This is a genomic window from Pararhizobium capsulatum DSM 1112 (assembly GCF_030814475.1).
Taxonomy (GTDB): domain Bacteria; phylum Pseudomonadota; class Alphaproteobacteria; order Rhizobiales; family Rhizobiaceae; genus Pararhizobium; species Pararhizobium capsulatum.
On the sequence record NZ_JAUSVF010000002.1, the window covers coordinates 551,654 to 566,290 of the forward strand.

The window sequence follows — 14,637 nt, forward strand, 5'->3', positions numbered from 1 at the left end:
AGACTATAACTCCATCCATCAGGGGCGGAGTGCAGGAGGGGTTTACCCATTCGCGGGGGCAAGCCCTCAGTTGGAAACAGAAAGAACAACGTCATGTCACCTCTAGTCCGCCTTCTCGCAAAGCGGTTGGGAACGTCGCTGATCGTGCTGATCGGGGTTTCGTTGCTGATCTTCGCGATTGCCCGGGTCATCCCCGGTGATCCCGCGCGCATTGCGCTGGGACCGAACGCAACGGCCGATGCCGTGGCGGCGCTGCGCGACAAGCTGCACCTGAATGATCCTTTCCTCACGCAATACGGCTATTTCATCGCCGATCTGTTTCGCGGCGATCTCGGGCTTTCGCTTTATACCAATCGTCCGGTCATGGCCGACATCGCCCAGTTCCTGCCGGCAACGCTGGAGCTGGTCATCGTCTCCGGCATCATGATGGTGGCGGTCGGCCTGCCGCTCGGCATTCTCTCGGCTCGCAGGCGCGGCAGCTGGGTGGATCATACTGTACGGCTGGTAACGCTGCTCGGGGTATCAGCACCTGCCTTCGTCTGGGCCGTGGTGCTGATGCTCTGCTTTTCCTATTTCATCAAGATCTTCCCGATCGCCGGCCGCATCTCCGATACGTTCAGCATCCCTACCATTACTGGCTTCCTGATGATCGACACACTGCTTGCTGGCGATATCAAGGCCTTCGGCAATGCCGTCTGGCATATCATCCTGCCAGCTTTCGCACTCGCCCTTTCGGGCATTGGCCAGGCAGCGCGCCTCGTGCGCTCCAACATGGTCGAGACCTACGACAAGCCGTATATCGAGATGGCCGAGGCCTATGGTTTCCCGGAAAAGCGTATCGCCCGGCGCTATGCGCTTCGCCCCTCGCTCATTCCATCGTTGACCATCATCGGGCTTGATTTTGCTGCCATGCTCGGCAGCGCCTTCCTCGTTGAAGCCGTGTACGCCTGGCCCGGCCTGTCGCGCTACGGCGTTGCCGTCATCCTGCGGAAGGACCTTAATGCCATCGTCGGCACGGTCCTGGTCATCTCCGCGGTGTTCCTGATCGTCAATCTCATCGTCGATCTGCTCGTCTCGATCCTCAATCCCCGCATCCGCCTGTCGCAGAGGGCATCATGAAGAAAACCCTCCTCATCCTGACGCGCAATCCGCTGTCATTGATCGGGCTGATCCTCGTCGGCATCGTCGTCTTATCGGCGATCTTTGCAGATTTCATCACGCCCTTCCCGGAGCATGTCGGCGCAGTCGTCGATTTCGCCAACTTCAACCAGCCTCCGCACTGGCCGAACATTTTCGGCACGGATCTCGTTGGCCGCGATCTCTTCACCCGCGTCGTTTATGCCTACCGCATCTCGCTCGTTCTCGGCATCGTCGTACTGGCGATTGCCGTTCCGATCGGCGTGGCGATCGGGCTTGCTGCCGGATATCTCGGCGGCTGGGCGGAGTATGTGCTGATGCGCATTACCGACGTCTTCCTGTCGATCCCGCCGCTTGTGCTCGCTATGTCCGTCATGGGCCTGCTTGAGCCGACGCTGACCAACGGCATGATCGCAGTCACCGTCATGTGGTGGCCCTGGTATACGCGGCTCGTCTACAACATCGCCCGCTCCGAGAAGGAAGAGGGCTATGTGCTTGCCGCCGAAGTGATCGGCGCTTCCAAGGCGCACATCATGTTCCGTGAAATCCTGCCAAACTGCGTGCCCTCGATCATCACCAAGATGACGCTCGATTTCGGCTTCGTCATCCTCATCGCCTCCTCGCTCTCCTTCCTCGGTCTCGGCGTGCAGCCGCCGACGCCGGACCTCGGCTCGATGGTGGCGGAAGGTGCGAAATATCTGCCGGACAGCTGGTGGCTCACCGTCTTCCCCGGCCTTGCCATCCTGATCGCCGTCTTCGGCTTCAACCTGATCGGCGATGCGCTAAGAGAAATCCTGGGGGTCGACCAATGACCGCGCCGACGCTCAAAATCGAAAATCTCAAGCTCGGCTTCAAGTCGTGGTCTGGAATGTCTGAGGTGCTCCACGGCATTTCCCTTCACATCAAGAAGGGCGAGCGGGTGGCGCTGGTCGGTGAATCCGGTTCAGGCAAGTCGGTGACGGCGCGCATCGTGCTCGGCATGCTGCAGCAGTTGAAGACGGCACGTATTTCCGGCTCGGTGGAGTTCGAGGGCATCAACCTTGAAACCCTGAAGCCCGGCTCGCGTCATGCGCTGCGCGGCACCCGTATGTCGATGATCTTCCAGGACCCGACATCGTCTCTGAACCCGGTCTACACGATCTTCGCCCTGTTCAAGGAGGTGCTGGCGCGTGCGGAACCGGGCATCTCCAACGAACGCGCCCGCCAGCGGGCAATCGAAGCCTTGGCGGATGTGGCGATCAACGAGCCGGAACGTGTGCTGGATTCCTACTCGTTCCAGCTATCTGGCGGCATGAACCAGCGGGTAATGATCGCTATGGCACTCGCCAACAACCCGGCGCTTTTGCTTGCCGACGAGCCAGGGACCGCGCTCGATGTCACCATACAGGCGCAGACGCTGAAGCTGATGTCTGAGCTGGTTGAAAAGCATCATACCTCGGTGCTGTTCATCTCCCACAATCTCGGCGTGGTCCGGGAGTTCGCCGATCGCGTCTATGTCATCTACAAAGGCAATATCGTCGAGCAGGGCGCAACGGCAGAGCTTTTCGCCAATCCGCAACATCCCTATACGAGGGCGCTGCTGTCTGCCGTGCCGCGCATCACCGGCGGCGGCATTCCCGATCTCGATGACGATCCGGGCCAGTTTCTTGCGCCGCTTGTCGCCCATCCTGGTTATAGCGAGAAGGAGCTTCTGGCATGAGCAGGCTTTTGTCCGTCTCCTCGGTCTCCAAGACATTTGAGGTCAATGGCCGCGCGGTCCAGGCTCTCGATAACATTTCCTTCGATGTCGTGAAGGGCGAATGTCTGGCGATTGTGGGCGAATCCGGTTCCGGAAAATCGACCATCGCCAACATCATCCTCGGTATCTACGGTGCGACCTCCGGATCGCTGACCTTTGATGGTGCTGCACTTCCGACAAAACGCACGAAGGAGCATCGCCGCGGGATCCAGCTCGTGCAGCAGAACCCGCTCTCCTCGCTCAACCCGCGCCGCTCCATCGGCGCCTCGCTCCGGCTTGCGCTCGATGTCCATGATATCGGCGACAAAGCGGGCCGCGCGGCGCGCACTGGCCAACTCTTGGAAGAGGTCGGCCTGCCCGCGGATTTCCGCACACGTTCCCCCTCTGCATTGTCCGGTGGCCAGCGCCAGCGGGTGGCGATTGCCCGTGCGCTCGCCTGCCAGTCCGAGCTTGTGGTTCTGGACGAACCGACCTCTGCGCTCGACGTTCTCGTGCAGGCCCGCGTGCTGAAGCTCCTGAAGGACCTCAAGCAGGCCCGCGGCCTCACCTACATCTTCATCACTCACGATCTCTCCGTTGTGCGCAACATCGCCGATCGGGTGGCCGTCTTCGAAAAGGGAAAGCTGATCGAGATCGCCGAAACCGAAACCATCTTCGCAAACCCCAACCACGTCTATACGCGCCGACTGATCGGCGCCGTCCCTGTTGTCAGCCAGGAGGAAGCCCTGCTGCGCGACCGGATCATGGAGCAAGAGAATGGAAATGCCTGAATACGAAAAGTTTGTTGCCGCCGTTGCCGAAGCCGGAACCCAGCCGGACAAGGCCTATGCGGCGCTCGAAGCGCTGACCAAGGCGCTGGTCGGCGTCAAGCTGTTCACGATCATGACATCGGACACGACCGACAAGGTTTCGGAGCGCATCTATTCCAACATGCCGGAAGAATACCCGGTTTCCGGCACCAAGCCCTACAACGAAACCCACTGGTCCGAGATCACGCTGAACCAAAAGAACACCTTCGTCGCCAATACGATCGAAGATATCGCTCAGGTTTTCGATGACCATGAGCAAATCAAGGCGCTCGGCTGCGAATCCGTCATTAACGTGCCGATCACGGTGGATGGCGAGGTTATTGGCACCATCAATTGCCTGCATGACAAGGATTTCTACACGCCCGAACGGGTTCACGCCGCCGAGGCACTGAAGTTGCCCGGCGCCATCTGCATGCTGCTGCACGATAAAATGCGCCCTGGGAGGAAAGCATGAGCGGAAAGACCATTCGCGTCGCGACCGATGTCGGCGGCACCTTCACTGATCTCGTCTGCTTCGAGACGGACCATGAGACCGGCCAGTCGAAGATCACGACGGCAAAATCCGACACTACCCCGCCGAATTTCGAGCAGGGTGTTCTCAACGTTCTCGACAAGGGCGGCGTCGATCCGAAGACCGTGGATTTCCTCGCTCACGGCACCACGGTGGTCATCAATGCGCTGACTGAACGCAAGGGCGTCAAGGTCGGCCTGATCACCACGGAAGGTTTCCGCGACAGCCTCGAAATCGCCCGCGGCAATCGGCCGGATTTCTTCAACCTGCATTATGAAAAGCCGGAACCCTTCGTGCCGCGCTATCTGCGCCGCGAGCTTCCGGGCCGCTTCAACTATCACGGCGAGGAGATGAGGCCACTGGACCTTTCCGGCTTGCCGGAAATCCTTGATGGCTTCCGCGCCGATGGCGTCGAAGCAATCGCCGTCTGTTTCCTGCATTCCTATGCCAATCCGAGCCACGAGCAGGCGACCGTTGCCGAGATCAACCGGCTCTGGCCGGAAATCTCCACTGTGGCCTCGCACCAGATTACCCGCGAATGGCGGGAATATGAGCGTACCAACACCACCGTCATGTCGGCCTATGTGCAGCCGACTGCTGAACGTTATCTGTCGCGCCTGAATGAGGGACTTTCCGCCAAGGGTTTCGACGGCAACTTGTTCATCATGCAGTCGAACTGCGGCGTCGATTCGCTTGATTCAGTGAAGAAAATCCCGATCACCATGATTGAATCCGGCCCGGCCTCCGGCTTCTGGGGGGCGGCCGAACTTGGCAAGCTGATTGGCGAAACCAATGTGCTGGCGCTCGATATCGGCGGCACGACGGCAAAATGCTCGCTCATCGAGGACGGCAAGGTCAAGATCATGACCGACTACTGGATCGAGCGTGACCGCACCTCGGCCGGCTATCCGATCATGGTGCCGGTGGTCGATCTCGTCGAGATCGGCAATGGCGGCGGCTCGATCGCCTGGGTCGATAATTTCGGCAAGCTGCATGTCGGTCCGAAATCCGCCGGCGCCATGCCCGGTCCTGCCGCTTACGGCCGCGGCGGCACCAATGCCACGACGACGGACGCCAATCTCTGGCTCGGCCGCATCAACCGCGATTATTTCTGCGGCGGCTCCGTCGTTGCGGATATGGCTGCGACCGAAAAGGCGCTGTCGGATGTCGGCGGCAGGCTCAGCGTTTCGCCTGAGGAAGTGGCGCGCGGTATCATCCGCATCGCCAACAACAATATGGTCAATGCGCTGAAGCTCGTGTCGCTGAACCGCGGCCATGATCCGCGCGATTTCACGCTGGTCGCCTTCGGCGGCGGCGGCGCCATGCACGCGGTCGCTCTCGGCCAGGAGCTTGGCGTCAAGAAGGTCGTCATCCCCGCCGGCGCCTCAGTGTTCTCCGCCTGGGGCATGATGATGTCCGACCTGCGGCGCGATTATTTCGTGACGAAGCTTGCCGATCTCAACGCGGGTTCGGCGCAGGTTGTCGAAAGCCTGTTTGCCGAGACCGAGGCGCTGGCCGCCGGCCAGTTCAGCGAAGAAGGTGTCGACGAGGCAAAGGTCAAATTCCTGCGCTACGGCAAATTCCGCTACCAGAACCAGGAGCACACGACCGAGGTTCTGATCGAAGGCACGATCACCGATGCAAGCCTTGCCGCGATCGAGACCGCCTTCCACGAAACATACGAGCGCGAATATACCTACCGCCTCGACGCTCCGGTTGAGCTGGTCGGCATCCATCTGGTCGCCTCGGCCGAAGTCGGGAAGTTGAAGATGCAGGAGCGGCCTCTCGGCGCGACGGCGCCTTCCGCAGCGCAGAAGGGCGAACGCCAGGTCGACTACGCGCTGGAAGGCGTCCACGCGGCTGATATCTATGACGGCGAGAAGCTGGAGCCCGGCATGCAGTTTATCGGCCCGGCCGTGATCGAGGACCCCGGCACGACCATTGTCATCCATCCCGGCAATCGCGTCGAGATCGATGGTTTTGGCAACATCCACATACACCTGAAGGCTTGAGGAGCGCGGACATGACAACAGCTACCCACGATCCGATTACGCTCGAAATCATCCAGAATTCGCTGCAGGCAACGGCTGACGAGATGTTTGCGGCCATGCGCAAGACCGCGATGAGTTCGATCATTTACGAAGTGCTCGACATGGGCACCGGCATCACCGACGCCAAGGGCCAACTTGCCTCCTCCGGCGCGGGCATTCCGGGCTTCATCGGCGTGCTCGACAAATCGGTGAAGGTGCTTCTGGAGAAATTTTCAAAGCCCTGCCAGATCGAGCCCGGCGACGTCTTCATCACCAACGACCCTTATTATGGCGGCGTCACCCATCTCAACGACCTCGTCGTCTGCATGCCGGTCTTTGCGGGCGACAGGTTGATCGCATGGACGGCGAATATCGCCCACAATTCGGATGTCGGCGGCAAGTCGCCGGGTTCCCTCTCGGCCGACGCGACGGAAATCTTTCAGGAAGGCCTGCGCCTGCCGGCAATTAAGATGATCTCGCGCGGCGAGGCAATCCCCGGCATCTTCGATATCATCACCGTCAATTCCCGCATGCCCGATTTCCTCGAGGGCGACCTCTGGGCGGCCATCGCCTCGGTGCGTATCGGAGCGAAGCGGCTGGCGGAACTGGCGGAGAAATACACCATCGAAACCTTTGAAGCCGCGATGGTGAGCTTCATGGACCACGGCGAGAAGATCGCGCTCGCCGAACTCGCCAAGCTGCCGCACGGCACCTTCGAACTCAGCGAAGAGCAGGACGATGGGCGTATCTTCAACGTCAAGGTGACGATCTCTGACAGCGAATTCGTCATCGACCTGCGCGACAATCCCGATCAGGATGCCGGCCCCTCCAATGCCGGCCATGACGATACGCTGGTCAGCATGCAGGTGATCTTCAAGGCGCTGACAGACCCGACTTCACCCGCCAACGAAGGCTCCTTCCGTCCGCTGAAGGTGCTCACGCGTGAAGGCTCCTGCTTCCATGCCAAGGAACCGGCGGCCGTCGGCTTCTACTACGAGATCGGCATCCGAGGATACGACCTCGTTTGGCGCTGCCTTGCGCCGCATATGCCGGATAAGCTGCCGGCTGGGCATTTCTCCTCGATTGCGGGCACCTTCATCGGCGGCATCCACCCCGATACCGGCCGTCAGTATACGATCATCGAACCGCAGATCGGTGGTTGGGGGGCGTCAGCCGGCCGCGACGGCAATTCGGCGATCTTCTCCGGCGTGCACGGCGAAACTTACAATTGCCCCGCGGAAATCTCCGAAGCCCGCAACGGCCTGTTTGTCGACCGGATGGAGCTCAACACCGATCCGGGCGGCGAAGGCAAATGGAGCGGTGGCCAGGGTATTCGTCTCGACTACCGCATCCGCCGCGATGATTCCTTCCTGACGCTCGGCTATACCCGCTCGCGCATCTTGCCCTGGTCGCTCGATGGCGGCAACGAAGGCTCGGCCAATTATGCGCTGGTCATGCGCAAGGATGGTTCCAGTGAACGCTACGCCTTTGCATCCGGCATCCGGGTCGATAAGGACGACGTCATCCGCGTCATTACCGGCGCCGGCGGCGGTATCGGCAATCCGAAGGAGCGCGACAAGGCAAAGGTGGCGGAAGATGTCCGCAACGGCCTGATCTCGGCTGAGCGGGCTGCAGAAGTTTATGGCTACCGGGCTTGAGAAACGAGGAGAATGAGATGACCGAAAAAACAAAACAGCGCCTTGCGGCCCTGCGTGCGCGCATGCACGACACCGGAACAGGCCTGATCGCCATTGCACCCGGCTCCCATATGGACTGGGTTCTCGGCTTCCACCCGCATCCGGACGAACGCCCCTGCTTGCTCTTGATCGCGCCGGAAAGGGAAGCCTTCCTGATGCCGGCTCTGAATGCAGACGGCACGCGCGAATTCACCGATATCGCCTTCTACAACTGGTCGGACGATCAGGGGCCGGTGAACGCGCTTGCCGATGCGCTGGAAGGGATCGGCGCCAAGGCACCGGGCCGCGTTGCGCTGGATGAGACCATGCGGGCTGATTTTGCGCTGCTGCTGCTCGACGCCCTGCCGGGCGATGCAGCACGCGACTTCACGGCGGAAACGCTCGGAGCCTTGCGCATGCGCAAGGATGAAAGCGAATACGAAAAGCTGAAGATGAATGCGGGCATCGCCGATGGCGCCATGCAGGCCGCCTTCACCAAGGCCCGCCCGGGCATGACGGAAAAACAATTGGCCGCGGATATCCGCGCGCATTTCTCTTCGGAAGGAGCTTCGCCGGCTTTCTGGATCGTCGGTGCCGGCGGAAACGGCGCCTTCCCGCATCATTCCGCCAGCGAGCGGGTGATCTCGGAAGGCGATGCCGTTGTCATCGACATCGGCGGCCGCAAGGATGGCTATCCGAGCGACATCACCCGCATGGCCGTCATCGGCAAGGCGCCGGAAGGCTATATGGAGGTCCACGCCATCGTCGAGAAGGCCGTGCAGGCAGCACTTGCCGCTGCCAAGCCCGGCGTCGTCGCAAAGACCGTCGATGCCGCCGCCCGCAAGGTGATTTCGGATGCCGGCTACGGCGAGTATTTCGTCCACCGCACCGGCCATGGCATGGGCATCGACGGCCACGAGCCACCCTATATCACTGCGACGTCCGAAACAGTGCTGGAAGAAGGCATGGTCTTTTCGATCGAGCCCGGCATCTATCTGCCCGGCCGCTTCGGCATCCGGCTTGAGGATATCGTCATCCTGCGCAAGGACGGCCCGGAAATCCTGTCGTCGCTGCCGCGCGACGTGATGGTGGTTCCGGTTGCCTGATTGACGCTCTTTTCCCGCAGCGGTTCCGACCGTTGCGGGACATTCAACATATAGCTTCCTTGCCAGGGATGTGAGACCGATCCGCGTTGCTTATTGGGATGGGAATGCCGCAGATGCTCCCAGGAAAATGCACGCATTTTCCCGATCTGGCCCAATGTCTTGCTTTCCCATCGTTTTTAGCTGACTGAAAGCAAGCAATCGGTCATATATGTCACTTCGATGATGTCTTTTGCTTGGGGTGGCATATGACTGAGAAAAACGCCCGTCCTACGGGCCGCGATAGCGCGCTGGGTAATCGGCTGAGGGTACGCCGCAAGCAGCAGAAGTTGACGATGCAGGAGGTCGCCGATCAGGCAGGCTTCTCCGTTGGCTTCATTTCGCAGATCGAGCGCGGAATCACGGTGCCTTCGCTGGTCTCTCTGATTGCCGTCTGTCGTGCCCTTGACCTCGACGTGGGCTCGGTGTTCGAAAAGACGAGATCGGCGGAACCTGTCACGCGGCGCGATGCGCGCACCATCTTCGGCCTTGGTGCAATGACTGGCCAAGATGTCACCTATGAGCGCCTGTCTGCTGCCTTTCCCGGAAATATCCTGCGCTCGACCCTCATTCATGAGCCGCCAGGATACCGGAGCGAGCCGATGACCCATGAGGGCGAGGAAATCTTCTACATCATCGATGGAGCGTTGAGCCTCGAGCTCGACGGAGAACGTGTCATTCTGGAGGCCGGCGATACCGCCCATTTTCCGTCCACTCGCGTCCACGCGACGTGGAACCACACAGGATCGACCACCACGGTCTTTCACACCTGCACAATGGATGTCTTCGGCGACGGTGAACTTTCCGGCGTTGCCGACAGCAGCCTGGTCGTTACCCGCGGGACCGGCCGCAGCAAACCTGAATCGCCACGATCCTAGTAAGTGCGTTTATCTTCCATGTATTGCAGCCCCGTGCTTCAAGGGTTGCGGCCGGGAGCGCCGGCTTCCGTTCTGGATGTTTAAGATCGGCTTTTCGATCAACAGGTAGCCGAGGCAGCCCAAGACTAGGCCGCCTGTAGTGGCCAGCGCAAAGATCAGCGGCACGGGCAGATGGAGGGACGTTCCTACCTTGACCACGACGGAGACGGCGAAGGTGTGCCAGAGGTAGATGGAATAGGACGCATTGCCGAGGAACGCAGGGATGGAAAATTTACGGACGACACCCTTGGCTTCCAGGCTCAGTACGCCGAGAACGAGCGCAACAGCAAGCGGGCCACAAATGCGTTCGTCGAAGGGAAGCCGCAGGACGGCAATTGTCAGGAAACCACCGAGCGACAGCGCCAGCAGGAAGATGCCGATGCGCATTCGCGGCGGAATGAGGCCCTTGAGCCACAGTTCGCCGATCGCCACGCCCACGACAAATTCAAGGATGATCGGCCGGGTGTAGGTGAGAAACAACGGGTTCTGCCATGAAACCGTGGCGCCGATGGCGACGAGACCGGCAAAGAAGGTGCCGAGAATTGGCAGTCGCAAACGCCTGGGCAGGAAAAGCGTGGCAGCAAACGCAACGTAGAAGAACATCTCGAAGTTCAGCGTCCAGCCCTGGACGAGTACCGGCCAAATCTCACTGTTGCTCGGGGAGCGCATGGGCACGAAGAACAGCGATGCCATGATATGCTGAAACGACAGCACGAGGTTTGGAAACAACCCGACGAGCCCTCCGAGCACCATCGCCGCAGTCGCAAGCCAATAGATCGGAACGATCCGGCGGATACGGTCGGCGAGGAACCGCAGTGGTGAGACCGGGCGGTTTTCGCTGATAACCCACATGATGAAGCCGCTGATAACGAAGAAGACATCGACGCCGGCTGCTCCGATGGCAAAGGCGTGATCGGTCTTTTCGGCAGCATGGAACAGCACGACGGCAATCGCCGCCAGCGCACGCAGATACTGGATGCCGTAAAGCGTCTTCATCGGCCAGCCTGCGGCAGGGCGTAGATGACCCGGTGGACGCGAGCCTCATCCGTCCACGATGGGCTGGAGACGGATCGCCTGCGTAGCGTCAGCTTGCCGGCAGCGAAATAGAGGAGGAACGACCCGACGTGGTAGGGGTTCATGATGTCGATCTCCACGAAGGCGCGCATCCCCAAAAGCACGGAAACGCCAAAGAGCACCGTCGCCTCGGGATCATTCGCACGCGCAAGAAAGCGCTTGAGTTGACCGAAGAGGGTAATGATCAGGATGGAGCAGAGGAGGAAAAGGCCGATCAGCCCCGTCTCGACCGCTGCCTCGATGAAAGTGTTATGGAAGTGGAAACCAGCGCGGGAGCCGATGAAGAACTCCTCCCAGAGACGCTCGGGCTGTGAAAAGCCCTGCACCCAGTAAGCCTGATAACCCACCCCGAAATAGGGATTGTCGGCCGCCGCCTGCATGCCCTGCTGCCAGAGATAGGTACGCCCCGTCAGCGTCGAATCCTTGCCGAAAGCACCGAGCACGAGATCGGTACCGCCGGAGGAGATAAAGGCCGCGATGAAGGCCACGAAGGCCACGCCGCCGCCGATGAAGACCATCTTGCGATGCTTGGGAGAAAGCCGAAGCAGCACGCGCATGCCGATGGCCGCGCTGACGACTGCCGCCGTCGTCAGGACCGACGTCGCCGATTGCGAGGCGAGCAATGCGTAGCAGGCAAGCATGCCGACAATGCCGCTTGCCACAAGCCAGATCCGCCTTTCACGCAGAGTAACGACCGTGGCGAAGGCAAAGTAGACGCCGAGCGACGCGTAGAAACCAAGCTGGTTCTTGGAGGCGAAGGCGCCGACAAAACTGACCGTGCCGTCCAGTGGATCAAGGTGATAGACGCCGAACAGCATGGAATAGACGAGCACGACGCCCGTGCCCGCAATCGCGCCGCATGTGAGGGTGCGGATATCGAGCACGCGCACAGCGATGAGCGCGCACCCCACATGCGTCAGGTACTGGATGCCTGTTCGTGCGGTCATGGAGGGCGCAGCCGACCAGAAGACGGAGAGGCAGGCAAAGACCGCAAAGCCGAAGATCCAGAGATTGCGGTTATAGTCGCCCAGAACCCGGCGGTAGTCGAGGAAGATGAGCGGCAGCCACAGGCCGTAATAGGCAAGGATGGAGACCTGTCCAAAGCGCGCCGAATAGGCGAACACGAAGAACGACACAGCCACGGCAAAGATGCCGTAGGCGTTATTTTCTCCAGGTTCGATAAGGCGTGCCTTGGCGATCTTCATCGGTCTCTCATCGCATCGCCACAGCGAGTTGGACTTTGATAACGTCACCGGGCAGTACCTGCGTCGTTTCGGTCGCCGGGAGCTCGGTAGCCTTGCCTTGCTTGTCGCGCACGATCACGTAGCTGATGTTGCCGCCATTGTCCTTGCGCGTTGCTTCTTCGGCCGACTGCGACAGCGCTTCCGACATCAGCGAACGGCTGGTGGAAAGCTTGAGTGCCGCGGTGTCGAGCTCGCTTTCGGTATTCTGCAGTTCCTGCGCGAGAGCCGCATCCCAGTCATTCTTGAGATTGGTCTCATCCTGTCCTGCCTTGTTGATGTCCTGCTTTGCCTTGAGCGAGGTTGTATCGATGTCGAGCAAGGCAGCTTGCAGATCGGCAGCGCGCTGTTCCAGCGAAAGCCGCCGCGAGCTGATGACCAGCCCCTTGTCGGCAAGCGTGTCCATCTTCTTCAGGTCTTCATCGACCAGCTGAAGCTGTCGCGTTTGGGTCTCTGTCTTCTTGTCGAGCGACGCGATTTCCTTCTGCAGCAAGCCCTTGAGGTCGGTCAGGGCCTCAAGCTGCAATTTTTGCCGTTTGTCGCGGGAGACCATGAGAGCCTTCTCGCTGTCAACGAGCTCGACGGCGTCAGGTGCTTCCTTCAACTCCGCAGGTATGGCGATATCAGCCTTTTCGGCAATTTCCGCCTGCAAGCGCGCACGCCGGACAAGCAGGCGGTTCCGCTCCGCAACAAGCACGGAACTGTCGCCATCGGCGCGGATGAAGTCACGGGCGAAACGCTGGCCCGGATCCGCCCGTCTCAGACCGCCGCCAAGGCTCACGGCCTTCAGCACGGTCATGTTTGGCGAGAACGGATACTCGCCGGGCGTCTGCACCTCCCCGGCAATGTAGATCGGCCGGTATTGAGCAAGCTCGACCGAGGCCGTCGGCCGGTCACGCAGGCCGAAAAGTGTCTGCATGCGCAGGCCGATATCGGCGGAAACCTCTGCTGCCGTCTTGCCGGAAACCGGCAGGTCACCGATCAGCGGCAACGATATCTCCCCCGATGCGCCGACCGAATAGTCGCCGCTGACGGCGGACCAGTCTCGCACCGTGCCTTCCGCCGTCTGCCATTCGACGACGCGGATGCGCAGCTTGTCGAGCACATCAAGGCGATAGTCCTCTGCGCTGGCGCCACCGGCAAGAACCAGTGCAAACGTGATGCCGAGCAGAGAACGACGCATACGCAATGATATCGGCGCAATGGCCGTTGAACATGTCTTCATGGGGAAATCCGTTCCTTTTCACGGCCGCTCCAGATGGAGCAGAGCCGTGACGTCAATGGAATGCTCAGTAGCTGCCGCGGGACAGGCAGACCGCCGGGATCGTTTTGGCAACGATGAAGACATCATTCCGGAACGACCAGTTCTTGACGTAGTGGGTGTCGAACGCAACGCGAGATGCATAAGACACATCGTTGCGGCCGCTGACCTGCCACAAGCCGGTGAGGCCCGGACGGGTCTGAAGGTAGAAGACTGCTGCAGCTTCATAAAGCTCCAATTCGTCCTCGACCACCGGCCGGGGACCGACGACGCTCATTTCGCCACGCAAAATATTGAAGAGCTGTGGCAATTCGTCGAGGCTCAGCTTTCTGAGCACGGTACCGACCACGGTAACGCGTGGATCGTCCTTCAGCTTGCGGGTGGCACGCCATTCCGCATAGGCTTCAGGATTGGCCTTCAGGTACTCCTGAAGAACACGATCGCCATCCTGTCGCATGGTGCGGAATTTCAGGCAACGAAACGTGCGGCCATTATGGCCGATGCGCGGATGTCCGTAGAAGACCTTTCCGCCATCGGAGAATTTTACGAGAGCGACGATCAAAAGAAAGATCGGGCTCAAGAAGACCAGTGCCGTTAACGCGGCTAAGATATCGAAACCCCTTTTCGAAATCCCTCCGACCGGCGCATGGCCGGGCGCGAGTGTCGTAAATAACGGCGAGCTGGCCGATCGTGTCGCTGACTTCATAGAGTGGGCTCCATTTGGGTTTGGCGATTGGTCGGGTCCCGAAGGACGCGGGCGCTATCCAAGAGAGAGTGTATGGTTAGAATTTGTTTTTAGAAGACCGGCTCCGTAACGGATTTTTTGCAGTGCAACATTTCAGCTTTATTGAATATAAAACTGGTCTGTGCCTCATTTCGCGTTGGAATATTAAATTCCGGAAAGCTGGCGAGAGGTCAGGTTGTTGTCGGCCGTATATCTCGGAATTTCGAGATGAAGCCCGATTTTAGCGCCTGCGAAAACACGCGGATATATTTGCCTCCATTTCAAAATGGTGGGAAAAACTTGAAAGGCCGGGTTCTAAACGTTGAAAGAACACGAATTCTGCGACGCAACATTATGCTGCAACGCACATCGCGAAG

General features: G+C 59.9%; 13 protein-coding genes. 9 read left to right on the forward strand and 4 right to left on the reverse strand.

All coding sequences use genetic code 11. The annotated features are described in order from the left end of the window. Positions 1-93 precede the first annotated feature (93 nt). The 9 genes from QO002_RS22945 (at position 94) to QO002_RS22985 (ending at position 9,921) form a co-directional block, all read left to right on the forward strand. Positions 94-1,119: an ABC transporter permease gene (locus tag QO002_RS22945; RefSeq protein WP_307234146.1), complete on the forward strand. Its 1,026-nt coding sequence runs from the start codon at positions 94-96 to the stop codon at positions 1,117-1,119. Next, positions 1,116-1,949, forward strand: a complete 834-nt coding sequence (locus tag QO002_RS22950; RefSeq protein WP_307234149.1) for an ABC transporter permease — start codon at positions 1,116-1,118, stop codon at positions 1,947-1,949. The genes QO002_RS22945 and QO002_RS22950 overlap by 4 nt, the downstream gene beginning before the upstream one ends. Beyond that, positions 1,946-2,836 (forward strand): ABC transporter ATP-binding protein, encoded by an 891-nt coding sequence (locus tag QO002_RS22955; RefSeq protein ID WP_307234151.1) that lies wholly within the window; start codon positions 1,946-1,948, stop codon positions 2,834-2,836. Before QO002_RS22950 ends, QO002_RS22955 begins: the two co-directional genes overlap by 4 nt. Then, on the forward strand, positions 2,833-3,645 hold the full coding sequence (locus QO002_RS22960; RefSeq protein ID WP_307234153.1) for an ATP-binding cassette domain-containing protein: 813 nt from the start codon (positions 2,833-2,835) through the stop codon (positions 3,643-3,645). The genes QO002_RS22955 and QO002_RS22960 overlap by 4 nt, the downstream gene beginning before the upstream one ends. Then, entirely contained in the window at positions 3,638-4,138 is a 501-nt protein-coding gene (locus QO002_RS22965; protein WP_307234155.1) for a GAF domain-containing protein, read from the forward strand. The genes QO002_RS22960 and QO002_RS22965 overlap by 8 nt, the downstream gene beginning before the upstream one ends. Continuing rightward, positions 4,135-6,207 (forward strand): hydantoinase/oxoprolinase family protein, encoded by a 2,073-nt coding sequence (locus tag QO002_RS22970; RefSeq protein WP_307234157.1) that lies wholly within the window; start codon positions 4,135-4,137, stop codon positions 6,205-6,207. The genes QO002_RS22965 and QO002_RS22970 overlap by 4 nt, the downstream gene beginning before the upstream one ends. 11 nt (positions 6,208-6,218) lie before the next feature. Beyond that, positions 6,219-7,883, forward strand: coding sequence for a hydantoinase B/oxoprolinase family protein (locus QO002_RS22975; protein WP_307234159.1), 1,665 nt, complete (start codon positions 6,219-6,221; stop codon positions 7,881-7,883). 17 nt (positions 7,884-7,900) lie between these two features. Further along, entirely contained in the window at positions 7,901-9,007 is a 1,107-nt protein-coding gene (locus QO002_RS22980) for a M24 family metallopeptidase (RefSeq protein WP_307234161.1), read from the forward strand. A 245-nt stretch (positions 9,008-9,252) separates the two neighbouring features. Beyond that, a complete protein-coding gene (locus QO002_RS22985; protein ID WP_307234164.1) occupies positions 9,253-9,921 on the forward strand; it encodes a helix-turn-helix domain-containing protein in 669 nt (222 codons plus the stop codon). A gap of 9 nt (positions 9,922-9,930) precedes the next feature. On the opposite strand, the gene QO002_RS22990 is transcribed toward QO002_RS22985, so the two are convergent. From QO002_RS22990 to QO002_RS23005, 4 genes are all read right to left on the reverse strand, one after another. Continuing rightward, positions 9,931-10,956 (reverse strand): acyltransferase family protein, encoded by a 1,026-nt coding sequence (locus tag QO002_RS22990; RefSeq protein WP_307234167.1) that lies wholly within the window; start codon positions 10,954-10,956, stop codon positions 9,931-9,933. Next, complete coding sequence (locus tag QO002_RS22995) at positions 10,953-12,239, reverse strand: O-antigen ligase family protein (protein ID WP_307234169.1); 1,287 nt, start codon at positions 12,237-12,239, stop codon at positions 10,953-10,955. The genes QO002_RS22990 and QO002_RS22995 overlap by 4 nt, the downstream gene beginning before the upstream one ends. Positions 12,240-12,246: 7 nt before the next feature. After that, on the reverse strand, positions 12,247-13,458 hold the full coding sequence (locus tag QO002_RS23000) for a polysaccharide biosynthesis/export family protein (RefSeq protein ID WP_307235035.1): 1,212 nt from the start codon (positions 13,456-13,458) through the stop codon (positions 12,247-12,249). A 106-nt stretch (positions 13,459-13,564) separates the two neighbouring features. After that, positions 13,565-14,242, reverse strand: a complete 678-nt coding sequence (locus QO002_RS23005; RefSeq protein ID WP_307234171.1) for a sugar transferase — start codon at positions 14,240-14,242, stop codon at positions 13,565-13,567. Positions 14,243-14,637 lie beyond the last annotated feature (395 nt).

What these genes read in the sequence shown, in the direction of transcription:
- QO002_RS22970 (WP_307234157.1), top strand. Translation starts at nt 4,135, where the DNA reads ATGAGCGGAAAGACCATTCGCGTCGCGACCGATGTCGGCGGCACCTTC.
- QO002_RS23000 (WP_307235035.1), bottom strand. Translation starts at nt 13,458, where the DNA reads ATGCGTCGTTCTCTGCTCGGCATCACGTTTGCACTGGTTCTTGCCGGT.
- QO002_RS23005 (WP_307234171.1), bottom strand. Translation starts at nt 14,242, where the DNA reads ATGAAGTCAGCGACACGATCGGCCAGCTCGCCGTTATTTACGACACTC.
- QO002_RS22945 (WP_307234146.1), top strand. Translation starts at nt 94, where the DNA reads ATGTCACCTCTAGTCCGCCTTCTCGCAAAGCGGTTGGGAACGTCGCTG.
- QO002_RS22980 (WP_307234161.1), top strand. Translation starts at nt 7,901, where the DNA reads ATGACCGAAAAAACAAAACAGCGCCTTGCGGCCCTGCGTGCGCGCATG.
- QO002_RS22990 (WP_307234167.1), bottom strand. Translation starts at nt 10,956, where the DNA reads ATGAAGACGCTTTACGGCATCCAGTATCTGCGTGCGCTGGCGGCGATT.
- QO002_RS22995 (WP_307234169.1), bottom strand. Translation starts at nt 12,239, where the DNA reads ATGAAGATCGCCAAGGCACGCCTTATCGAACCTGGAGAAAATAACGCC.
- QO002_RS22965 (WP_307234155.1), top strand. Translation starts at nt 3,638, where the DNA reads ATGCCTGAATACGAAAAGTTTGTTGCCGCCGTTGCCGAAGCCGGAACC.
- QO002_RS22975 (WP_307234159.1), top strand. Translation starts at nt 6,219, where the DNA reads ATGACAACAGCTACCCACGATCCGATTACGCTCGAAATCATCCAGAAT.
- QO002_RS22960 (WP_307234153.1), top strand. Translation starts at nt 2,833, where the DNA reads ATGAGCAGGCTTTTGTCCGTCTCCTCGGTCTCCAAGACATTTGAGGTC.
- QO002_RS22985 (WP_307234164.1), top strand. Translation starts at nt 9,253, where the DNA reads ATGACTGAGAAAAACGCCCGTCCTACGGGCCGCGATAGCGCGCTGGGT.
- QO002_RS22950 (WP_307234149.1), top strand. Translation starts at nt 1,116, where the DNA reads ATGAAGAAAACCCTCCTCATCCTGACGCGCAATCCGCTGTCATTGATC.
- QO002_RS22955 (WP_307234151.1), top strand. Translation starts at nt 1,946, where the DNA reads ATGACCGCGCCGACGCTCAAAATCGAAAATCTCAAGCTCGGCTTCAAG.